Below are 20,522 nucleotides of genomic sequence, written 5' to 3'. Positions count from 1 at the left end.
GGAGGACGCCAGGATGCGGCTCGGCGGCGAGAAAGGCATTGTCGAACTTCGGGCGAACGCGCAGGTTTGGAGAACTTCAATCTCCAGATTCCGAAATTGAGAGATGATTGATCTCGATTCCATCGACCGCCGCCTGCTCGCCATCCTGCAGGAAGACGCCACCGTCTCGATCGCCGAGCTGGCCGAGCGGGTGGGCCTGTCCCAGACCCCGTGCTGGAAGCGGCTAAAGCGGCTGCAGGACACCGGCGTCATCACCGCCCGCGTCGCCCTGCTCGACCGCGAGGCCCTGGACGTCTCGCTGACGGTGTTCGTGGCGGTCAAGACCGGCCGCCACGACGAGGCCTGGCTGGAGACCTTCGCCAAGGGCGCTTCGGCCCTGCCCGAGGTGGTCGAGTTCTACCGGATGAGCGGCGAGGTCGACTATCTGCTGAAGGTGGTGGTCAAGGACATCGCCGCCTACGACCGCTTCTACAAGCGCCTGATCGCCACCGCGCCGTTGAGCGACGTCTCGTCGAGCTTCGCCATGGAACAGATCAAGTTCACGACGGCGCTGCCGATACCTCTTTGAGGATCCTTCTCCCCTTGCGGGAGAAGGTGGCGGCGAAGCCGACGGATGAGGGGTCGAAAGGCCTGTCCGATAGTTCTGAGAGACCCCTCACCCGACCTCCTTCGGAGGCCACCCTCTCCCGCAAGGGGAGAGGGATCAGGTCAGTCCGGCCACAGGTCTTGGATATCGCCCTTGCGGTTGAGCATGTGCGTGGCGCGCTTGATCAGCATCAGCAGGCGCTCGCGGCGGCCTTCGCCGTCATAGGTCAGGGTGGTGCGGGCCAGGCCTTCGAGCATGAAGCGGGCGAGGTCGCGGCTGGCCTGGAAGCGCGGGCCGGCGCCGGCGTGCAGGATCTTCAGGAAGTGGTCGCCGGCCTGGGCGCGGTCGAACTCGGCCTGGGCCGGGGCCAGCAGGGCTTGGATGGCCGGGTCGGTGCGGCCGGCGGCCTCCAGCTCGGCGAAGGCCAGGAAGGGCTCGCTCTGCAACAGGTCCCAATAGCTGTCGATGGCGTGCTCGGTGACGTCGGCCCCGGCCGGGATGCTGTCGGCGGCGGCGCGGAACAGGGCCGAGCGGGCGGCCTGGACGTGGGCCACGGCGGCCTCGACCAGGGCTTCGCGGGTCGGAAAATGATAGAGCATCGCCCCGCGCGTCAGGCCCGCGGCGTCGGCGATCACCGGGTTGGTGGCCGCGTGGTAGCCGGTCTCGGCGAACAGACGCATGGCGCAATCGAGAATCCGCGCGCGCGTCTTCAGCGATTTCGGCGTGTCCTTGGCGAGGCGGGCGGCGTCCATGGGCGTGATCTAGTGCGGAGCATGCTGCGCTGCAACAGCCGTTTTCCCAAAGAACACAAGGGATGAGGCCGGTGTCGCGCCGTCGCGGACGCGCCTGCCGCACGCGCAGGAACTGGTCGAAAGGGAGGCTGACCCTACGGCGCCTACCCTCGTTCGGCCACCACCGGGCGATTCGCCGCGCCCTCGAAGGACGCCGAACCCGGACGGTTTCATCAAAGCGACATGCAATCAGCTTATCCGCCACCCTCAGTTCTCGCTTGGGGAGCGGCCATCGCGGGGGCGAAGGCCGCACAGCGCTGGGGAGCCGGTCATGGCCGCCGAGATCGAAGTCCGCCGCTATCGCAGCATCTTCATCAGCGACATCCATCTGGGCACGCGCGGCTGTCAGGCCGAGCTGCTGCTCGACTTCATCCGCCACGTCGAATGCGACCGGCTGTATCTGGTCGGCGACATCATCGACGGCTGGAAGCTGCGCAGCGGCTGGTACTGGCCCCAGAGCCACAACGACGTGGTGCAGAAGATCCTGCGCCTAGCCCGCAAGGGCGTCGAGGTGATCTATGTGCCCGGCAACCACGACGACCGGGTCCGCGACTTCTGCGGCACCCACTTCGGCGGCGTGGTCGTGGCCCGCGACGTGATCCACGAAGCCGCCGACGGCAAGCGCTACCTGGTGGTCCACGGCGACGAGTTCGACGGCGTCGTGCAGCACGCCAAGTGGCTCGCCTTCCTCGGGGATTGGTCCTATAGAACCATCCTCATGCTGAACACCTTGCTCAACCGCGCGCGGCGGAGAATGGGGTTCGGATACTGGAGTCTCTCGGCCTATCTGAAGGTCAAGGTGAAGAACGCATTGCAGTTCATCGAGAACTTCGAGGCCGCCGTCGCCGACGAGGCTCGCCGTCGCGGCGTCGACGGCGTGATCTGCGGCCACATCCACAAGGCCGAGATGAGAGAGATCGACGGTATTCTTTACGTCAACGACGGCGACTGGGTTGAAAGCTGCACCGCTCTGGTGGAGCATATGGACGGCCAACTCGAAATCCTCGAATGGTCGAAGATGAGGTCCTGGTCGGTGATCGACCGGGCCCGGGCGCTCGCCGTCGAGCCCCCGTTGCCGGAGCCTGCCGCCGCCTGATGCGGATACTTCTCGCCACCGACGCATGGGAGCCGCAGGTCAACGGCGTGGTTCGGACCCTCACCAAGGTGATGGCCGAGCTTCGCGCCATGGGCCACGAGGTGGACGTGGTCAGCCCTGACCAGTTCCCCACCTTCCCGCTGCCCACCTATCCCGAGATCAAGCTCGCCATCGGCGCCTACGAGCCGGTGCAGGAGCGCTTCAAGTCGTTCGAGCCCGAGGCGATCCACATCGCCACCGAGGGTCCGATCGGCCTGGCCGCGCGCCGCATCTGCCTGGAGTGGAAGCTGCCGTTCACGACGAGCTATCACACGCGCTTTCCCGAGTACGTCTCGGCCCGCCTGCCGCTGCCGCTGGCGGCCGGCTACACCTACATGCGCTGGTTCCACAAGCCGTCGGGCCGCCTGATGGTGGCCACGCCGACCATGCGCGACGAGCTGGTGCGCCACGGCTTCCGCAACATCTCGCCCTGGTCGCGCGGCGTCGACACCGACGTCTTCAAGCCGCGCCTGCCGGGCGAGCCGGACCTGTTCGAGGGCCTGGCCCGACCGATCTTCCTCAATGTCGGCCGCGTGGCCGTCGAGAAGAACATCGAGGCCTTCGCCAGCCTCGACCTGCCGGGCACCAAGGTCGTCATCGGCGATGGTCCCCAGCGCGAGGAGCTGGCCGAGAAATATCCCGAGGTGAAGTTCCTGGGCGCCAAGTTCGGTGACGAGTTGGCCCGCTACTTCGCCTGCGCCGACGTCTTCTGCTTCCCGTCGCTGACCGACACCTTCGGCCTGGTGATCCTGGAGGCCATGGCCGCCGGCGTACCGGTGGCGGCCTTCTCGGCGCCCGGGCCCATCGACATCATCCCGGGCTCCGGCGCCGGCGTGCTGGCGCCCGGCCAGACCGACGGCCTGCGCGAGGCGTGCCTGGCCTGCCTCGACATCGACCACGCCACGGTGCGCAAGTTCGCCGAAGGCTTCTCGTGGCGCGCCTGCGCCGAGGAGTTCTTCAAGAACCTGCAGCCCTACCCCGAACCGGAAAAGACCCGCTTCTGGCGCCGACTTCGGCGGCTGGCGCGGATCCGCAGGAAGACGGCGGCCTAGGGGCCCAGGCTCTATCGCTCCTCAGGCGACTTGGCCTCGCCCTCTTCACGGCGGTGGCGCTCCCAGGCCTTCACGGCCTTGCGCAGGTCGCCGCGCAGCCGGTCTCCGTTCTGCACCATAGCGAAGGCGGCCGCCCAGACCCCGGGGGACGATTGCGGGTCCGCCCCAGGCTGGACATAGGCGCCCGGCTTCAGCAGCAGCACGTAGTCCCGGCGCGGGTCGAGCGAGACGATGGTCGGCGAGAAATAGGGCGTCCCGCCGCTGCTATCGAACTCGTTGGCCTGCCGGCAGGCCGAGAGCGAAGACTTGGCCCGATATTCGGCGTTGAGCAGCACGCGCACGCCGGCCTCCGGTGCCACCTCGATCTCCTTGGTCGGCGCGCCGATCAGCGTCTCGACGACGGTGAAGGCGAGCGCGCCGCTGACGACGGGGGGATTGCCGTCCTGCCGGCAGGTGGCCGGATCGACGTCCTGGGACATCATCGCGCGGCACCAGGACAACGGCGGCGGACCGGGTCGGACCTTCGGCGCGCGCACCACGCCCATCCAGGTCGCTGTCTGGATTCCCTCGCCTAGCCGAAAGTAGTTCAGCTTGGTCTCCTGGGCCTCATCCGACAACTCGCCGCAATAGAACACCCGGACCGCGGCCTTCACGGGCTCGGCGGCAGCCTGACTGGAAAGGGCCAGGACCGTCACCACTACGAGGCTGGACAGCTTGATCATGCCGCCAGACTAATAGCGAGCGCTCACTTACACAACCTTGAATGTTTGACCGCTGGATGATGCGCGCCAGGACAGCGCTACTCCCGCCACCTCAGGATCAGCACCCCGTCGCGGACCTCGTAGGACTCCAGGGTGTCGAGGAAGCTCATGCCCAGCAGGGAGCCGCCCATCGGGGCCTTGTTGACGTCCATGGTGAAGTCCCTGCGGACGATCGGGCCGATGGCCAGGCGATCGGCGGTCCAGACCGCGCCGTAGCCCAGGCCGTTGGCGGTCTCGGCGGTCTGGTCGTAGTTCAGGGTCTCGATGGGCACGCCGATGCGCTGAGCGTCGGCGGGGCTGAGCACGGTGTGGCTGGCGCCGGTGTCGACCATGAACGGCACCCGCTGGCCGTTGACCTCGCCGATGATGACGAAGGCGCCGCCGGCGTTCTTGGCCACGCGCAGCTCGCGCTCGCCCGTCGTCACCGGCGCGCCGACATTCAGCGCCATCAGAAGGCGCTGCGGCGCCTCGGCCAGTTCGGCCCGGTAGAGATAGCCCATGCCCAGGACGGCGGCGATCACCAGCCACAGGGCCACGAAACCGACGCCCCGGAGGGCCTCGCGCCGGGTCGCCCGCAGCAGCGCGCCCGAGAACAGCACGATCGCGCCGCCCCACATCAGGATGTAGGTACGGTCGTAGCCGTCCTGCGGTCCCCAGGGCGCGAAGCGGCCCAGCAGGACGAGCACCGCCACGATGCCGCCGGCCAGCAGCGCCCAGGCCAGCCAGCGCCGCCAGGACGGCCGCGACGGCCCTTCCGGCTTGGCGACCTTAGCGACTTTGGCGGCCTTGGCGGGCGCGACCTCGGTTTCCGGCGGCGGCTCGACGCCCCAGGGTCCCGGCTGGCTCATCTGACTATCCCCCGCGTCTTCCCCTCGCGCCCGACGCTCAGTCCTCGTTGTCCTCGCGGCGCTTGCCGGGCTTGAGGATGACCTTGTCGATGCGCGAGCCGTCCATGTCGACGATCTCGACGTCGAACGCCCCCAGGTGAAGGATCTCGCCCTCGGCCGGGATGCGGCCCAGGCGGTCGAGGATCAGGCCGGCCACGGTGTGGTAGCCGCCCTCGGCCTCGAAGTTCTCGCCCAGGGCGTCGTTGAGCTCCTGGATGTCGAGGCGGGCGTCGACCAGCCAGCTGCCGTCCTCGCGGCGCAGGATGCGGCGCTCGCCCTCGTCGTGATCCTCGGGGAAGTCGCCGGCGATCATCTCCAGCAGGTCCAGCGGCGTGATCACGCCCTGCACCGAGCCGAACTCGTCGACCACCAGGGCCATGTGCAGCGAGGTCTGCTTGAAGACGGCCATGGCGCGCAGCAGCGACATGGTCTCGGGGATGGCGATCGGCTGCTGGATGTGGGCGCGCAGGTCCAGCGGCTCGCCGCCGAGGCAGGAGTCCAGCAGGTCCTTCTTCAGCACCACGCCGATCTCGCCGTCGAGGTCGCCTTCCAGGGCCACGACGATGCGCGAATAGGGGCACTCGCGGACCTCGGCCTGCACGGCCTCGGGCTCGTCCGACAGCGAGATCCAGTAGAGGTCGCGGCGCGGGGTCATGGCCACGCGCACCGGACGGTCGCCCAGGCGCAGCACCTCCTGGATCATGGTGCGTTCTTCCGGCTCGATCAGGCCGGCGTCGGCGCCTTCGGCCAGCACGGTCTCGACCTCTTCGGAGGTGATGCCGCTGTTGCGCTCGTCGCGCACGCCCATCAGCTTGAGGATGGCCGCCGTCGAGACGGTCAGCAGGGTGACGAACGGGCGCAGCATCGTGGCCACGAAGGCCAGGAACGGGGCCATGGCGCGGGCGATGGTGTCGGGAAAGATCAGGGCCAGGCGCTTGGGCACCAGCTCGCCGAGGATCACCGACACGTAGGTCAGGCCGATGACGACGATGGTGGTGGCGATCGCCTCGGAGTGCGGGCCGATCACCGGCATCGGCTCCAGCCACTTGTCCAGCGCGCCGGCGATCGTCGCCTGGCCGTAGGCGCCGGCCAGGATGCCGATCAGGGTGATGCCGACCTGCACGGCCGAGAGGAAGCGGGTTGGATGTTCGGCGAGGGAGAGGGCGATCTTGGCGCCGCGGTCTCCCCGGTCGGCCTGGCTCTGCAGTCTGGCCCGCCGCGCGGAGACCACCGCGAGTTCGGACATGGCGAAGACCCCGTTCAACAGAACGAGGAACAGAACGACGGCGAGCGCGAGGAGTATCATTGTCCCTAGGGGCAAGTGACGCGGCGCCGGACGGCGGCCACGGCCCAGACTTTCTTGACGCGGCGCGGGCGGACCGGAGGACACTATACAAAAGAAAACGCCGCGGCCCATAGGACCGCGGCGCAATCTTCGGTCGCGCGGCGAAAACCGCGCTTATCCGGGCCGATTAAGCGGCCGGACGGGGCATCGTGGCCTTCTTGGCGACGACGTCCTTCTGGGCCTGGTGCTGGCCGGGGGGCAGCGGGATCAGACCGCGGCCCTGCAGGTAGCCGCCACGGCCCGTGGCGGCGTCGGAGGTGAACTCCTTGAGGAAGTCTTCCAGGCCCGGCGTGACGCCGATGTTGGCCTTCTTGACGTAGATGAACAGCGAGCGCGACAGCGGGTAGGAGCCGTCGGCGATCGTCTGGGCCGAAGGACGCACGCCGTTGATGGTCGCGCCCTTGATCTTGTCCATGTTCTCTTCGAGGTACGACCAGCCGAAGACGCCCAGCGAGCCCGGGGTCTTGGTCAGGGTGCCGACGATGGCGTTGTCGTTTTCGCCGGCGTCGATCCAGCCGTCGTTACGCAGCGGGTCGACCAGTTGCTTGAACTTCTTTTCGTTGTCCGAGCGGATGGCGTCGGCGGTCGGGAACTTGCGGGCGCCGGCTTCGATGGCCAGTTCCACGAAGGCGTCGCGGGTGCCCGAGGTGGGCGGCGGGCCGTAGACCTGGATGCGGTTGCCCGGCAGGCCGGCGCCGACGTCGTCCCAGCTGTTGTACGGGTTGGCGACGAACTGGCCGCCCTTCAGCACTTGCTTGGCCAGGCCGAGATAGAGGTGCTCGGTCTTGAAGTTGTAGTCGGCGCCGTCCTTGTCGGTGGCGACCACGATGCCGTCGAAGCCGATCTTGATCTGGATGATGTCCTTGACGCCCTTGGCGGCGCACTGGTCGAACTCGGCCTTCTTCATCGGACGCGAGGCGTTGGCGATGTCCGGGAAGCCTTCACCCAGGCCGCCGCAGAACAGCTTGATGCCGCCGCCGGTGCCCAGGCTCTCGACCTTCGGGGCCTTCTTGCCGGTCTTCTTGGCGAAGTTTTCGGCGGTGCGGGTGGCGAACGGGAACACGGTCGACGAACCGGCGGCCCAGACGTAGTCGCGGGCGGCGTTGGCGGGGACGGCGGCCAGGCCCGACAGGGCGACGGCGGCGGCCGCGCAGGACAGGAGCTTTTTCATCGGAAATTCCTGAGAGGAAAAGGAAGTGTCCGGACGGGCGCGACGCCCGTCCGGCGGGGTCGGGCCTTAGAAGTCCAGCTGAGCGCGCAGCTGGAATTGCTTGATGGCGTAGTCCTGGTTGGCGCCGAAGTTGTCGACGTCGCCGTCCGTGTAGTTCGCCTGGAAGCGGACGTACGAGGTCGGGTAGTAGTTCACGCCCAGGGTGACGCCCGTGTACTTGCCGGCCTGCGAGGTGGCGGGCTTGGTCTTCAGGGTGTCGTAGGCGTCGGTGGTGTCGGCGAGGTCGTAGCGCAGGGCCAGCTCGACGCCGCCCCAGCCGCCGGCCGTGACCGGGTTGAGGATCTTCGGACGCTTGAACTCGCCGGCGGCCGCGTCGTAGTTGCGGATCTCGCCGGTCGGCCAGAAGGTGACGTAGGCGTAGCCGACCTTGACCTTCGGGTCGCCGCCGACGGCCGAACCGCCCACGCGGGTCACGTCGATCGACGAATACTCACCCTGCACCGAGAACGGGCCGTGCACGTAGGCGCCTTCGACGGCCAGCGTGTTGTCGCGGTTGCCGATGGCGCCCGTGGTATAGAAGGTGGTGCCGTTGGTGTAGGCGGTGTTGGTGCGGCCGGTATAGGCGAACGCGGTCTCGTCGCCGCGGTTGCGGTAACGGTACGACACGGCCAGGTGCAGCTTGTCGATGTCGGTGTTGATCGGGGCGTAGTGGAAGCGGCCGGTGACGGCGATGCGTTCCTTGGAGTCGGCGCCCGCGTTGGCGACGTCGGCGGTGTTGATGCTGTTGCCCTGCACCGCGCCGGTGAAGCTGTAGTTCAGGCCCTGGTACTTGGCCACGACGCCCAGCAGGTAGGAGTCGACGCCGAAGTCGCCGTACGGACCGCGGTCCATGAAGGTGGTGAAGCGGGTCGAGGTCAGGTTCTCGAGACCGGTCGCCTTGACGTTACCGAACAGCAGCGAGACCTGCTCGACCGGCTTGTACTCGATGACGACGTCGTCCCAGCTCCAGGCGCCGCCGTTCACCGCGCCGCCTTCGGCCTTGTAGGCGAAGTAGTTGTTCAGCTTGCCTTCGACGCCGAGGAAGACCTGGCGGCCGCGGACGTTGCGGGTGTCGAAGTCGCCGCCGGGACCGTCGCGCTCGACGTCCTGGAACACGGCGTCGATCAGGATGCGGCCGCGGACCTTGAAGGCCACGTCGTCGTTCGAAAATTGCGGCGAGCCGCTCCACTTGACGCCCAGGTCCTGGGCTTGGGCCGCGACGCCGAGACCGAGCGCGAGCATCGCGCCGAGGGCCGAACCGGCGACCAGCGAGGTCTTGTTCCGCATCTGAGAATTCCCCTTGAGGCTTTCCCTGCGCCTCGCCCCCCTCTTAGGTGCGGGATCAGGATGAGAGGGCCTTTACGGACGGGGCATGACGGTTCCGACACCGATCTGTGACAGCCCGATGACACGTGTTTTCAAGGGGTTAATCTGTGTCGTGGGGGACACAGGGGGCGGACTGGAATTGTCCGCGTACGGCGGGGTGAGCTGGGCCCGACAGCCGCCGCTCAGCCGGCTTCCGGCCCGCAGGGCGCGGCCGCGTCGGCGGCGTAGCGGGCCAGCCAGGGCGGCGGCTCGACTTCCTCCGCGCCGTTGACCTTCACGCCGCGCTCGCGCGCCCAGCGGTATCCCCACATCGGTCCGAAGCGCGACACGAAGGTCGACCTGGCTGTGTAGGCCGGGTCGCTCTGGGCCTCGTCGAGCGTCACGAACCGGTAGCCGCGCGCCGCGTAGAGATCCAGCAGCTCGTCCAGCGTGTCGGCGTTGATGCGGTTCAGGTGCAGCAGGGCGATCTCGGGCGACGCGTAGCCCAGCACCTGGGCGTCCAGGCGGGCGTAGTAGTCGATCTGGATCGCCGAGTGCCGCAGATAGGCCTCGCGGATCCGGCCGGCGCAGACCCCGCCGCGTCCCTGGCCGGCCCGGAGGAGAGCGGCGCGATAGGCGGCTTCGAAGACATAGTCGGAGGTGTCGATCGTCGAGGCCGCGGCCGTGTAGCCCAATCGGTCGAGCAGCGCGGCGATCCCGTCGCGCTTCTCCGTGGTCTCGCCCGTGTGGTTCATCGGAAAGCGCATGAACCGCAGCGGCTTGCCCGCCTTGTCCATGAGCGGACGGATGGAGGCCTCGCCCCGCGTGATCTCCTGCTCGATCCCCGCCAGGTCGAGCGTGTTGGCGTCGGCGTGGGAGTAGCCATGATTGCCGAGCGAGAGATCGCCCCTGGTCCAGGCCGCCAGCACGGGCGCGGCCTTGTCGCCCAGGGCCTGCGCCGTCTGCTCGACGACGAAACCCGTCGCCGGCGCCGAGCGGCGCTTCAGGACCGCGCGGATACGGGCGTTGAGGCGCGCGACCTCGGCCGGCGACAGCGCCGCCTCGCCCGCGCCGATGGCGCCGGCATAGGGCAGATCGTCAAAGGTGATCGCAACGGCGGGACCGGGCGCGGCGGCCGCCGGACCGGCGAGCCAGGCGGCGACCAGCGCCAGCGCGAGCGGAATGCGGATCATGACGCTCCCCGGATCGATGCGCCGACGCCTCGCCCGCCTTCCGTCAGAGCAGCCGCGAGCGGATGGCCTGGGACAGCAGGTCGATCATCGACACCGCCACGACGATGACCAGCACGATGCAGCCGGTCTGGTCGAACTGGAAGGCGTTGATCGAGTCGATGAGGATGGCGCCGATGCCGCCGGCGCCGATCAGGCCCAGCACGGTGGCGGCGCGGGCGCTGCTTTCGAAGCGGTAGAGGGCGTAGCTGGTCCACAGCGGGGCCACCTGCGGGATCACGCCCCAGACGATCTCCTGCAGCTTGACGGCACCGGTGGCGCGCACGCCCTCGACCGGGCCCTTGTCGATCGACTCCACGGCCTCGGCGAACAGTTTGGCCAGCACGCCGCCGGTGTTGAACATGATCGCCATGACGCCGGCGAACGGCCCCAGGCCCACGGCGGTGATGAAGATCAGGGCCACGACCAGGTCGGGGATCGAGCGGATCAGGTCGAGCAGGCGGCGCACCGGCTGCTGGATCCACCACGGCGTGATGTTGCGCGCGCCCAGAATGCCCAGCGGGATGGCCACCAGCACCGCCAGGACCGTGCCCCACAGCGCCATCTGGATGGTTTCCCACATCTTGGCGATGAACAGGCCCCAGCTCATCGACATGAAGAGCTGGGGGTCCGTGAAGGCCGAGAAGAAGCCGCGGGCGAACTCGCTCATGCGGCTGGAGCCGCTGAACAGCTCGGGGAACTTGTCGATCTCGGCCGGCTTGAAGCTGATGATCAGCAGCAGCGCGACGCCGCCCCACAGCAGGGCGTCGAACGCCAGCGCCGTGGCGGAGCGCTTCGGCGGGGCCGGGATCGCGGCGTCGGTCATCGAGCGGGGCGCCGGATCAGTTCGCGGCCGGGAGGCCGGCCTTGGCCTCGGCGGCCAGGCGCTGGGCCCGGATGTCGGCCAGGGCCTTCTCGGCGGCGGCCACCTTGGCCTTGTCGCCGCCTTCCTTGGCCAGACCCAGGCCCTCCAGGGCCTCCATCTCGCGGACGGTCAGCAGGTGGGTGTCGTCGGCCGGCTTGAAACCGCCGATCGACAGGCGCTTGAGGTTGTCGCGCTGCTTCTGGGCCTCGGGCGTATCGCCCTGCGCATAGGTCAGGAAGAACTGGCGCAGCTTTTCCTTCACGACCGGGTCGAGATCCTTGCGCCAGATGATCGGATCTTCCGGCAGGGTCGGGGATTCCCAGATGACCTTGACCCGGTCGGCCTGGCCGTCCTTGCGGTCGGCGTTGAGGCGCAGGCTGGTGGTGTTGTTGGTGGCCGCGTCGAGCTTGCCGTTGGCCACGGCGAACAGGTTGGCCTGGTGGTTGCCGGTCAGCACGGTCTTGAAGCAGGTCTCGGGCTTCTTGCCGGCCGGGATGAAGACGTAGGTCATCGGCGCCAGGGTGCCCGAGGTCGACTTCTTGTCGCCGATCCCGAAGTTCAGCGACTTGTCGCATTTCAGGAGCTGCTCGAGGGTCAGCTTGCTGTCCTTCGGCACGATGATCACCGACTTGTAGCCGTCGACGCCCGAGGGATCGAAGGTGCGGGCGAAGACCTCGCCGTTCGAGCGGCGCACGGCCTCCAGGCCCGACTGGTTGGAGAACCAGCCCAGGTCGGTCTGCTTGGCGCCCATGGCCACGATCAGCGACGAGTAGTTGGACGAGAAGAACGGCTTCACCTTGAGGCCGGTCTGCTTTTCCATGTCGGCCAGGATCGGACCCCAGTAGCTTTCCATGTTCTGGGCGGACTCGGTCGACAGGATCGAGAAGGTCACCGTGTCGGTCGCCTTGGGGGCCTCGGACGGGCCCGAACAGGCGGCGAGCGCCAGCGCGGAGAGCGTGAGGCCGGCGATCAGGCTGCGGCGGATCATTGCGGGGCTCCTTCCCAGAACACGTCCTCGAATTCCGGGCCGTAGATGTCGATGAGCTTGTCACGGTCCAGCGCGTCGGCCGGACCGTCGTAGACCTTCTGCCCGGCCTTCAGGGCCACGACCCGGTCGCAGTAGCGCAGGGCGTAGTCTACCTGGTGCAGGGTGACGATGACGGTCAGGCCGTCGCTGGCGTTCAGGTCACGGAGGATCTCCATGACCTTGCGGGCCGAGACCGGATCGAGCGAGGCGACCGGTTCGTCGGCGAGGATGATCTTGGCCTTCTGGACCAGGGCCCGGGCGATGGCGCCACGCTGCTGCTGGCCGCCCGAAAGCGTGTTGGCGCGCTGGCCGGCGTAGTCGGAGATGCCGACGCGGTGCAGGGCGGCCATGGCCGCCTCGCGCGTCTCCTTCGGCCACCAGCCCAGCAGGCCGCGGACCAGCGGGATACGCCCCAGCGAGCCGAGCGCGACGTTGCTGAACAGCGACAGCCGGCCGACGAGGTTGAACTGCTGGGCGATGAAGCCGATGCGGATGCGCGCCTTGCGCACCTGGTCCTCGACGCGGCCCCTGGCCTGCACGGGACCACCGAAGGCCGTGATCGCCCCGTTCCCGTCATCGATGGTCTGCAGACCGTCGATCGAGCGCAGCAGGGTGGATTTTCCGGAGCCGGACGGACCGATGAGCGCGATCATCTCGCCCCGCGCGACGTCGAGCGAAACGGCGTTCAGGGCCTTCCGCGACCCGAAGGTCTTGGAGACGGAACGGATCGAGAGAACTGGGTCCGACGTCATGGTCGGGACGAATCCTTAACGTGGTTTCCGACGCGGGCAAATCCGTTCCCTGCTTTGCGTGCGCCGCGCAACGGATTTGTGACATGCGGTGGATCAATTCGCCCCCCGAGGCGACGGGGGGCGGTCGGGGAACGGTCGGTTCAAAAGGGACTTTACATCCCTGTCCATTGCCCCTATCTCGCTCGGCTCCGGCGGACCCGAAGTCCTCTAAAGCGCTGCTAACGCCGGCCTGGGTTTAACTTCCAACAGGGGGTTACGTGCATTGTCCACGTACCACACGCCCCTGGACCTGGTCCGCGAGCGGTCACCGGAACGTCCTGTCGCACTCGTGCGACCGGACGCGGTGTCGGTAGCGGCGCGCTGGTTCCAGTCTGAATTCAAAGGCGATGTTTTCTACGCGGTGAAGGCGAACCCTTCCCCGTGGGTGATCCGCGAGCTGGTTACGGCCGGCGTGCGATCGTTCGACGTCGCTTCCGTGGCCGAGATCGAGCTGGTGGCCGAACACGCCCCCGGCTCGCGCATGGCCTTCATGCACCCGGTCAAGAGCCGGCGCGCCATCTCGGCCGCCTATTTCGACCACGGGGTGCGCACCTTCTCGTTCGACACGCACGAGGAGCTGGCCAAGATCATCGACTCGACCGGCCAGGCCAAGGACCTGAACCTGATCGTCCGCATGGGCGTGCAGGCCGAAGGCGCGGCCTATTCGCTGTCGGGCAAGTTCGGCGTCGACCTGCATACGGCCCCGCCCCTGCTGCTGGCCGCCCGCCGGTCCACCCAGGACCTGATGGGCGTCAGCTTCCACGTCGGCAGCCAGTGCATGCGACCCACCGCCTACCAGGCGGCGATGGCCCAGGCCTCGCGGGCGCTCGTCCGCGCCGGCGTGCTGGCCGACGTCGTCGACGTGGGCGGCGGTTTCCCGTCGATCTATCCGGGCATGGTCCCGCCGGATCTGTCGGAATACCTGGCGGCCATCGACCGCGGCTTCGCCGAGATGATGGTCCACGAGACCACGCAGCTGTGGTGCGAGCCGGGCCGCGCCCTGTGCGCCGAGGCCTCGTCGCTGCTGGTCAAGGTCGAGCTGAAGAAGGGCGACGCGCTCTATCTGAACGACGGGTCGTACGGCTCGCTGTTCGACGCCGCGCACATGAAGTGGCCCTTCCCGGTGAAGCTGTACCGCAAGAACGGCGAAGTGGTGGAAGAGGGCCTCAAGCCCTTCCGCTTCTACGGCCCGACCTGCGACAGCGTCGACCACATGCCCGGCCCGTTCTGGCTGCCGGAAAGCGTGGACGAAGGCGACTACATCGAGATCGGCATGCTCGGCGCCTATGGCGTCGCGATGTCGACCCGCTTCAACGGTTTCGGCGAAACCGACACCGTGGAAGTGCAGGACGCCCCGATGGCTTCGATGTACGGCCTGGCCAAGCGCTCGATCCCGATGGTCCGCACCGAGACCGAGGAACGCAAGGTCGTTCGCTTCTCGCGTCCGAAGGGCGCGGCCGGCAAGCGCAAGCGCCGTCGCTAAACCGACGTCGTTCGCCACTAAGTCAGTTCTGAGTTAAACCGCGCGCCGCGCCCGACGTTACAGACGTCGGGCGTAGCCGCATTTTCCGCCTCCGCCGGTCGCTCCGTCCCGGCAGATGGTCTTGTTTCAACGACGGGCGTCCAAAGTCAGGGAAACCGAAGCGATGAACGCTCCCGTTCCGAACAACCAAAAGGCCGAGCTCCTCCAGAACGTGGTCGAGCACGTCGACATCACGTCGTACGACGCCCGCCCGATCATCGACGCCATGCGCAAGATGTCGTTCAGCTCGCGCGACACCGCCCGCGCGGCCGACATCTTCAACATGGCCCTGGCCGACAAGGGCTGCTCGACCTGGCTGATCCTGGCCGGTTCGACCTCGGCCGGCGGCTGCATGCACGTCTACCGCGACATGGTGAAGAACGGCATGATCGACGCCGTGGTCGCCACCGGCGCCTCGATCGTCGACATGGACTTCTTCGAAGCCCTCGGCTTCAAGCACTATCAGGCCGCCGGCCCGGTCGACGACAACGTCCTGCGCGACAACTACATCGACCGCATCTACGACACCTATATCGACGAAGAAGAACTCCAGGCCTGCGACCACACGATCCTCGAGATCTGCAACCGCCTGGAGCCGCGCGGCTATTCCTCGCGCGAGTTCATCTGGGAGATGGGCAAGTGGCTGTCGGAAGGCAACGCCAAGAAGGAAGGCAGCCTGATCCAGACCGCCTACGAAGAAGGCGTGCCGATCTTCTGCCCGGCCTTCGTCGACAGCTCGGCCGGCTTTGGCCTGGTCAAGCACCAGAAGGAAAAGATCGCCGAGAAGGCGCCCTACCTGATGATCGACGCCGTGGCCGACTTCCGTGAACTGACCGACGTCAAGATCGCGGCCGGCACCACGGGCCTGTTCATGGTCGGCGGCGGCGTTCCCAAGAACTTCGCCCAGGACACCGTCGTCTGCGCCGAGATCCTCGGCGTCGAGGCCGACATGCACAAGTACGCCATCCAGATCACGGTGGCCGACGTGCGCGACGGCGCCTGCTCGTCCTCGACCCTCAAGGAAGCCGCCTCGTGGGGCAAGGTCTCGACCACCTACGAACAGATGGTCTTCGCCGAAGCCACCACCGTGGTGCCGCTGATCGCCAGCGACGCCTATCACCGCGAAGCCTGGAAGGGCCGCGAGAAGCCGCGCTGGAACAAGCTGTTCGGCAAGTAAGCCGGTTTGGTTTGACGTGATGAACGAGGCCCTCGGAGCGACCGCTCCGGGGGCCTTTTTCTTTGGCCGAGCCGTCGCCCTTGCACGCGCCCCGGCCCGGCTTTACCTGATAGGGCATGGCCCATAACGCGTGCGACCACGACCATCACCACCACGGCGTCGCCGGCGACGCGCTCGCGTCCGAACTGGCGGCCGCCGAGGCGCGCTGCCAGGCCTCCGACCAGCGCCTGACCGCGCCGCGCCGCCGGGTGCTGGAACTGCTGCTGGAAGCCGGCCAGCCGGTGAAGGCCTACGACCTGATCTCCAGCTTCGCCGTCGACGGTCCGCCGGCCAAGCCGCCGACCGTCTATCGGGCGCTGGAGTTCCTGGAAAAGCAGGGCTTCGCCCACCGCATCGAGAGCCTCAACTCCTACGTCGCCTGCCGGCGCGAGGCCGACGGCCACGCCGCGGCCTTCCTGATCTGCGACTGCTGCGGCGCGACCCGCGAGTTCGAGCCGGCGGCCACGGCCGACATCATCGCGGCGGGCTCGGCGGCCGGCTACGCCCTGACCGGCGTGACGATCGAGGCGCACGGCAAGTGCGCAGACTGTAGGGAATAGGCTTCGGCCTTCCACGATTGCGGCGGCGCGGAAAAGCCGTCTAGGCTGACCTCGAATTGAGGGAATCCGCATGACCACCGCCCCAGATCTGCCAGGCGTCGAGATCTGGCGCGGCGGCGTCAACACCTGGGACTGCGACGAGATGGAGCACATGAACGTGCGCTTCTACGTCGTCCGGGCGATGGAGGGCCTCGTGGGACTGGCGGCCGAGATGGGCCTGCCGCACGCCTTCTCCCCGCACGCCAACGCCACCCTGGTGGTCCGCGAGCACCACATCCGGTTCCTCAAGGAAGCCCACGCCGGCGCGCCGCTGCACATGCTGGGCGGGGTGATCGAGATCGGCGAGACCGAGGCCAAGCTGCTGCAGCTGCTGGTCCATTCGGCCACCGGCGAGCTGGCGGCGACCTTCCAGACCACGGTGGCCCACGTCACCCCGCGCGAGGGCGAGGCCTTTCCCTGGCCGTCGATCGTCCGTGAACGGGCGAAAGCCCTGGCGGTTGAGGTTCCCGAGCGCGCCCGGGCCCGCAGCGTCGACCTGTCGCCGGTCGTCTCGCGGGCGAGCCTGGCCCGCGCCAACGACCTTGGCCTGACCCGCATCAGCCTCGGCGCCCTGACGACCGGCGAGGTCGACGCCTTCGGACGGATGCGGGCCGAACAGTTCATCGGCCGGGTCTCCGACGGCATCGGGGCCTTCATCGCTCCTCTGCGCGACATCGTCGCCGAGGCGGCCGAAGCCGCGCCCGGCCGGGTCGGCGGGGCGGTGCTGGAATACCGGATCGTCTATCGGGCCTGGCCGCGCCTGGGCGACCGGCTGGAGGTGCGCTCGGGCCTGATGGGCGCCGACGGCCGCGTCCTGCGCTGCGCCCACTGGCTGCTCGATCCCGCCACCGGCGCGGCCTGGGCGACCTCGACCGTCAGCGCCATCACCTTCGACCTCGACGCCCGCAAGGCCGTGGGGATCTCGGCGAAGGCGGCCGAGCGGCTGAAGCCGGAGACGGTGGAGGGGCTGGGGCTCTAGCCCCCGATTGATCCATGGAAAAGCTGGATCTGAAGAAGACCCGCAAGGCGCTGTTCACCGCGCCCCTCGGCCGCTTCGAGACGATCGAGGCGCCGCCGGTCTCCTACCTGATGGTCGACGGCCACGGCGATCCGAACACCGTCCCGGCCTACCGGCTCGCCGTCGAAAGCCTCTATGCGACCGCCTATACGATCAAGTTCGCCCACAAGGCCGACGGCCGCGACTTCGTCGTCGCGCCGCTGGAGGGCCTGTGGTCGGCGCCCGATCCTGAAAGCTTCACCGCCCGGCGCAAGCACGAGTGGGACTGGACGATGATGATCATGGTCCCCGACCACGTAGACGAGGCGACCTTCCAGTCGGCCCGCGCCAAGGCCGCCAGGAAGCTCGGCGCCGTCTCGGAAAGCCTGCGGCTCGAGCGTCTGGAGGAGGGTCCCTGCCTCCAGGCCCTGCACGTCGGATCCTATGACGACGAGGGTCCGCTGCTGGCCAGGCTGCACGACGAGATCATGCCCGCCGGCGGCTACGCCTTCGCGGGCCGGCACCACGAGGTCTATCTGGGCGACCCGCGCAAGGTCGCCCCCGAGAAGCTCCGAACCCTTCTGCGGCAACCCGTGCGGCGGATCTGACAGCGCGGTCAGCGAAAATGTCCCCCGGTGTCATCTTGTAATGTTAGCGCTCCCATGAGTTGATGCCCGCGAAGCGCCGGACACAGGCGCGCGCCTTGGGAAGGGACCACGCCAGATGCACCTCAACCGACGCCACGCCCTGCTGGGCGGCTCCGCGACCGCGATCCTGGCCGGCGAGGCCCTCGCGACGCCGCTGCCTCCGGCTCCCGCCGGCGACCTGAAACTCTGGTACCGCCAGCCGGCCAAGGAATGGGTCGAGGCCCTGCCAGTCGGGTCCGGACGCCTGGGCGGCATGGTGTTCGGCGGCGTGGCCAGGGAGCGCATCCAGCTCAACGAAAACACCCTGTGGGGCGGCGGGCCCTACGACCCGGTCAATCCGGAGGCGGCCGGCGCCCTGCCGCAGATCCGCCGCCTGATCGAGGCCGGCGACTACGCGGCGGCCACGGACCTGGCCAACGCCAAGTTCATGGCCACGCCCCTGCGGCAGCAGCCCTACAACACCCTCGGCGACCTGGTCCTTACCTTCCCCGGCCTGCCGGAGACCGCCGACGCCTATCTGCGCGACCTGGACCTGGACGCCGCCACCGCCCGCACCCGCTTCGCCCATGACGGCGTCGCCTATGGCCGCGAAGTGATCGCCAGCGCCCCCGACCGGGTGATCGCCATCCGCCTGACCGCCGACAGGCGCGGCGCCATCGCCCTGGACCTGTCCTTCGACAGCCCGCTGAAGCCGACCGTGACCGTCGAGGGCGGCGACACCCTGGTGCTGTCGGGCCGCAACGGCACGCACTTCGGCATCCAGGGCGCGCTGAAGGTCGATTGCCGGGTCAAGGTGGTGGCCCGGGGCGGCAAGGTCTCGGCCGGCGACAAGGCCGTGTCGGTGCGCGGCGCCGACGAGGTGCTGCTGCTGGTCGCCGCGGCCACCAGCTATCGCCGCTTCGACGACGTCTCGGGCGATCCGGTCGCCGCGAACAAGGCGGTGCTGGCCAAGGCGGTCCGCAAGCCGTGGGCGGCGCTGCTGGTCGACCACCGCGCCGACCACCGCCGGCTGTTCCGCGCCGTCTCGGTCGATTTCGGGACCACGGCCGCCGCCGCCCGACCGACCGACGAGCGCATCAAGGCCTCGCCGACCACGGACGATCCGGCCCTGGCGGCGCTCTATTACCAGTACGGCCGCTACCTGCTGATCGCCTGCTCGCGCCCCGGCGGTCAGCCGGCCAACCTGCAAGGCATCTGGAACGACAAGATGAGCCCGCCCTGGGGCGGCAAATACACGATCAACATCAACACCGAGATGAACTACTGGCCGGCCGAGCCGACGGGCCTCTCGGAATGCGTCGCGCCCCTCGTCGCCATGGTGCGGGAGATGGCGATCACCGGCGCCCGCACGGCCAAGGGCATGTACGGCGCGCGCGGCTGGGTGGCCCACCACAACACCGATCTCTGGAGGGCGACGGCCCCGATCGACGGCGCCAAGTTCGGCGTCTGGCCCACCGGCGGCGCCTGGCTGTGCAAGCACCTGTGGGACCACTACGACTACGGCCGTGATGCGGCCTATCTGGCCACGGTCTATCCGACCATGAAGGGCGCGGCCCTGTTCTTCGTCGACGCCCTGGTGGTCGACCCCAAGAGCGGGAAACTGGTGACCAGCCCGTCGATCTCGCCGGAAAACGACCACGGCCACGGCTCGTCGATCGTCGCCGGGCCGACCATGGACCAGGCCATCGTCCGCGACCTGTTCAACGCCTGCATCGAGGCGGCGAAGATCCTGGGCGTCGATGCGGCCCAAGCCGCCGAGTTCGCCGCCGCCCGCGACCGCCTGGCGCCCTACAAGATCGGCAAGGACGGCCAGTTGCAGGAGTGGCAGGAGGACTGGGACGCCGACGCCAAGGACATCCACCACCGCCACGTCTCGCACCTCTACGGCCTGTTCCCGTCGGACCAGATCGGCCTCGACACCACGCCGGACCTGGCAGCCGCCTGCCGCAAGACCCTGGAAACGCGCGGCGACCTTTCGACCGGCTGGGCCATCGCCTGGCGGCTGAACCTATGGGCGCGGCTGGGCCAGGGCGACCACGCGCACGGGATACTCAAGCTGCTGCTCGGCCCCGAGCGCACCTATCCCAACCTGTTCGACGCCCACCCGCCGTTCCAGATCGACGGCAATTTCGGCGGGACCTCGGGCATGACCGAGATGGTCCTGCAAAGCCGCAACGGCGCGATCCACCTGCTGCCCGCCCTGCCCTCGGCTTGGGCGACGGGGCACATGACGGGCCTGAAGGCGCGCGGGGCGGTCGGCATCGACGTGCGCTGGCGCGACGGGCGGCTGGAAAGCGCGAGGATCACGGCGGGCAAGGCGGGGCGGCACGTGGTGAAGCTGGGCGGAGAGAGCGTGACACTGGACCTGCGGGCCGGAGAGGTGGCGACGCTGGGGCTGAAGGGCGGGCGGCTGGCGTGGGTTTGATCCTTCTCCCCTTGCGGGAGAAGGTGTCATCCGAAGGATGACGGATGAGGGGCCTCTCAGACGCAAAACGCCGCGACAGCTGAACAGCCGTCGCGGCGTTTCTGTTCGTGCAACCCCTCACCCGACCCCGCT

19 protein-coding genes are annotated in these 20,522 nt (G+C 68.4%); 9 read left to right on the top strand and 10 right to left on the bottom strand.

Annotated elements, in window-relative coordinates; translation table 11 throughout:
* Positions 1–103 precede the first annotated feature (103 nt).
* Positions 104–568 carry an Lrp/AsnC family transcriptional regulator gene (locus tag AC1RRS_RS05530; protein WP_492854269.1) on the top strand — a complete coding sequence of 155 codons (465 nt, stop codon included), beginning with the start codon at positions 104–106 and terminating at the stop codon, positions 566–568.
* Positions 569–708: 140 nt separating this feature from the next.
* On the opposite strand, the gene AC1RRS_RS05525 is transcribed toward AC1RRS_RS05530, so the two are convergent.
* The gene (locus tag AC1RRS_RS05525) at positions 709–1,338 is read right to left on the bottom strand and encodes a TetR/AcrR family transcriptional regulator (RefSeq protein ID WP_110118625.1); all 630 of its coding nucleotides are present in this window, start codon (positions 1,336–1,338) and stop codon (positions 709–711) included.
* A gap of 310 nt (positions 1,339–1,648) precedes the next feature.
* On the opposite strand from AC1RRS_RS05525, the gene AC1RRS_RS05520 reads away from it, so the two are divergent.
* Both AC1RRS_RS05520 and AC1RRS_RS05515 read left to right on the top strand, forming a co-directional pair.
* A complete protein-coding gene (locus tag AC1RRS_RS05520) occupies positions 1,649–2,473 on the top strand; it encodes a UDP-2,3-diacylglucosamine diphosphatase (RefSeq protein ID WP_110118626.1) in 825 nt (274 codons plus the stop codon).
* Positions 2,473–3,564 carry a glycosyltransferase family 4 protein gene (locus AC1RRS_RS05515; RefSeq protein ID WP_492854268.1) on the top strand — a complete coding sequence of 364 codons (1,092 nt, stop codon included), beginning with the start codon at positions 2,473–2,475 and terminating at the stop codon, positions 3,562–3,564. Before AC1RRS_RS05520 ends, AC1RRS_RS05515 begins: the two co-directional genes overlap by 1 nt.
* A gap of 11 nt (positions 3,565–3,575) precedes the next feature.
* Here the strand turns inward: AC1RRS_RS05515 and AC1RRS_RS05510 are convergent, their stop codons facing one another.
* The 9 genes from AC1RRS_RS05510 to phnC all read right to left on the bottom strand — a co-directional run bounded on the left by AC1RRS_RS05510 (position 3,576) and on the right by phnC (position 12,945).
* Entirely contained in the window at positions 3,576–4,286 is a 711-nt protein-coding gene (locus AC1RRS_RS05510; protein ID WP_492854267.1) for a hypothetical protein, read from the bottom strand.
* Between the two features lie 77 nt (positions 4,287–4,363).
* Positions 4,364–5,173 (bottom strand): TIGR02281 family clan AA aspartic protease, encoded by an 810-nt coding sequence (locus AC1RRS_RS05505; protein ID WP_492854266.1) that lies wholly within the window; start codon positions 5,171–5,173, stop codon positions 4,364–4,366.
* A 37-nt stretch (positions 5,174–5,210) separates the two neighbouring features.
* Positions 5,211–6,518, bottom strand: coding sequence for a hemolysin family protein (locus AC1RRS_RS05500; RefSeq protein WP_110118628.1), 1,308 nt, complete (start codon positions 6,516–6,518; stop codon positions 5,211–5,213).
* Positions 6,519–6,684: 166 nt separating this feature from the next.
* Positions 6,685–7,728, bottom strand: coding sequence for a substrate-binding domain-containing protein (locus tag AC1RRS_RS05495; RefSeq protein WP_492854265.1), 1,044 nt, complete (start codon positions 7,726–7,728; stop codon positions 6,685–6,687).
* 66 nt (positions 7,729–7,794) lie between these two features.
* Positions 7,795–9,054: an OprO/OprP family phosphate-selective porin gene (locus tag AC1RRS_RS05490; protein WP_487288990.1), complete on the bottom strand. Its 1,260-nt coding sequence runs from the start codon at positions 9,052–9,054 to the stop codon at positions 7,795–7,797.
* A gap of 221 nt (positions 9,055–9,275) precedes the next feature.
* On the bottom strand, positions 9,276–10,265 hold the full coding sequence (locus AC1RRS_RS05485) for a polysaccharide deacetylase family protein (RefSeq protein ID WP_492854264.1): 990 nt from the start codon (positions 10,263–10,265) through the stop codon (positions 9,276–9,278).
* A 43-nt stretch (positions 10,266–10,308) separates the two neighbouring features.
* Positions 10,309–11,127 (bottom strand): phosphonate ABC transporter, permease protein PhnE, encoded by an 819-nt coding sequence (phnE, locus tag AC1RRS_RS05480; protein ID WP_492854263.1) that lies wholly within the window; start codon positions 11,125–11,127, stop codon positions 10,309–10,311.
* Between the two features lie 16 nt (positions 11,128–11,143).
* Positions 11,144–12,154 (bottom strand): phosphate/phosphite/phosphonate ABC transporter substrate-binding protein, encoded by a 1,011-nt coding sequence (gene phnD / locus AC1RRS_RS05475; RefSeq protein ID WP_492854262.1) that lies wholly within the window; start codon positions 12,152–12,154, stop codon positions 11,144–11,146.
* Positions 12,151–12,945, bottom strand: a complete 795-nt coding sequence (gene phnC, locus AC1RRS_RS05470) for a phosphonate ABC transporter ATP-binding protein (protein WP_487288985.1) — start codon at positions 12,943–12,945, stop codon at positions 12,151–12,153. The genes phnD and phnC overlap by 4 nt, the downstream gene beginning before the upstream one ends.
* A gap of 262 nt (positions 12,946–13,207) precedes the next feature.
* Here phnC and AC1RRS_RS05465 point away from each other — a divergent pair, with 262 nt between their 5' ends.
* The 6 genes from AC1RRS_RS05465 to AC1RRS_RS05440 all read left to right on the top strand — a co-directional run bounded on the left by AC1RRS_RS05465 (position 13,208) and on the right by AC1RRS_RS05440 (position 20,390).
* Complete coding sequence (locus AC1RRS_RS05465; protein WP_487288984.1) at positions 13,208–14,467, top strand: type III PLP-dependent enzyme; 1,260 nt, start codon at positions 13,208–13,210, stop codon at positions 14,465–14,467.
* Between the two features lie 163 nt (positions 14,468–14,630).
* Entirely contained in the window at positions 14,631–15,683 is a 1,053-nt protein-coding gene (locus AC1RRS_RS05460) for a 1,9-bis(guanidino)-5-aza-nonane synthase (protein ID WP_110118635.1), read from the top strand.
* A 116-nt stretch (positions 15,684–15,799) separates the two neighbouring features.
* Complete coding sequence (locus tag AC1RRS_RS05455; protein ID WP_110118636.1) at positions 15,800–16,282, top strand: Fur family transcriptional regulator; 483 nt, start codon at positions 15,800–15,802, stop codon at positions 16,280–16,282.
* 70 nt (positions 16,283–16,352) lie between these two features.
* A complete protein-coding gene (locus AC1RRS_RS05450; RefSeq protein WP_492854261.1) occupies positions 16,353–17,300 on the top strand; it encodes a thioesterase family protein in 948 nt (315 codons plus the stop codon).
* A gap of 14 nt (positions 17,301–17,314) precedes the next feature.
* Positions 17,315–17,926, top strand: a complete 612-nt coding sequence (locus AC1RRS_RS05445) for a GyrI-like domain-containing protein (protein WP_492854260.1) — start codon at positions 17,315–17,317, stop codon at positions 17,924–17,926.
* A 115-nt stretch (positions 17,927–18,041) separates the two neighbouring features.
* Complete coding sequence (locus AC1RRS_RS05440) at positions 18,042–20,390, top strand: glycoside hydrolase family 95 protein (protein WP_492854259.1); 2,349 nt, start codon at positions 18,042–18,044, stop codon at positions 20,388–20,390.
* Positions 20,391–20,522: the final 132 nt, after the last annotated feature.

This window comes from Caulobacter sp. GW821-FHT12A07 (genome assembly GCF_058807655.1).
Note: the sequence above shows the minus strand (reverse complement) of the source record. Positions and strands in the feature narration are given on the sequence as shown.

Coding starts and splice junctions, on each gene's coding strand:
- AC1RRS_RS05460 (WP_110118635.1), top strand. CDS start 14,631: ATGAACGCTCCCGTTCCGAACAACCAAAAGGCCGAGCTCCTCCAGAAC.
- AC1RRS_RS05510 (WP_492854267.1), bottom strand. CDS start 4,286: ATGATCAAGCTGTCCAGCCTCGTAGTGGTGACGGTCCTGGCCCTTTCC.
- phnC (WP_487288985.1), bottom strand. CDS start 12,945: ATGACGTCGGACCCAGTTCTCTCGATCCGTTCCGTCTCCAAGACCTTC.
- AC1RRS_RS05515 (WP_492854268.1), top strand. CDS start 2,473: ATGCGGATACTTCTCGCCACCGACGCATGGGAGCCGCAGGTCAACGGC.
- AC1RRS_RS05455 (WP_110118636.1), top strand. CDS start 15,800: ATGGCCCATAACGCGTGCGACCACGACCATCACCACCACGGCGTCGCC.
- AC1RRS_RS05525 (WP_110118625.1), bottom strand. CDS start 1,338: ATGGACGCCGCCCGCCTCGCCAAGGACACGCCGAAATCGCTGAAGACG.
- phnE (WP_492854263.1), bottom strand. CDS start 11,127: ATGACCGACGCCGCGATCCCGGCCCCGCCGAAGCGCTCCGCCACGGCG.
- AC1RRS_RS05495 (WP_492854265.1), bottom strand. CDS start 7,728: ATGAAAAAGCTCCTGTCCTGCGCGGCCGCCGCCGTCGCCCTGTCGGGC.
- AC1RRS_RS05485 (WP_492854264.1), bottom strand. CDS start 10,265: ATGATCCGCATTCCGCTCGCGCTGGCGCTGGTCGCCGCCTGGCTCGCC.
- AC1RRS_RS05450 (WP_492854261.1), top strand. CDS start 16,353: ATGACCACCGCCCCAGATCTGCCAGGCGTCGAGATCTGGCGCGGCGGC.
- AC1RRS_RS05520 (WP_110118626.1), top strand. CDS start 1,649: ATGGCCGCCGAGATCGAAGTCCGCCGCTATCGCAGCATCTTCATCAGC.
- AC1RRS_RS05490 (WP_487288990.1), bottom strand. CDS start 9,054: ATGCGGAACAAGACCTCGCTGGTCGCCGGTTCGGCCCTCGGCGCGATG.
- phnD (WP_492854262.1), bottom strand. CDS start 12,154: ATGATCCGCCGCAGCCTGATCGCCGGCCTCACGCTCTCCGCGCTGGCG.
- AC1RRS_RS05500 (WP_110118628.1), bottom strand. CDS start 6,518: ATGATACTCCTCGCGCTCGCCGTCGTTCTGTTCCTCGTTCTGTTGAAC.
- AC1RRS_RS05505 (WP_492854266.1), bottom strand. CDS start 5,173: ATGAGCCAGCCGGGACCCTGGGGCGTCGAGCCGCCGCCGGAAACCGAG.
- AC1RRS_RS05440 (WP_492854259.1), top strand. CDS start 18,042: ATGCACCTCAACCGACGCCACGCCCTGCTGGGCGGCTCCGCGACCGCG.
- AC1RRS_RS05445 (WP_492854260.1), top strand. CDS start 17,315: ATGGAAAAGCTGGATCTGAAGAAGACCCGCAAGGCGCTGTTCACCGCG.
- AC1RRS_RS05530 (WP_492854269.1), top strand. CDS start 104: ATGATTGATCTCGATTCCATCGACCGCCGCCTGCTCGCCATCCTGCAG.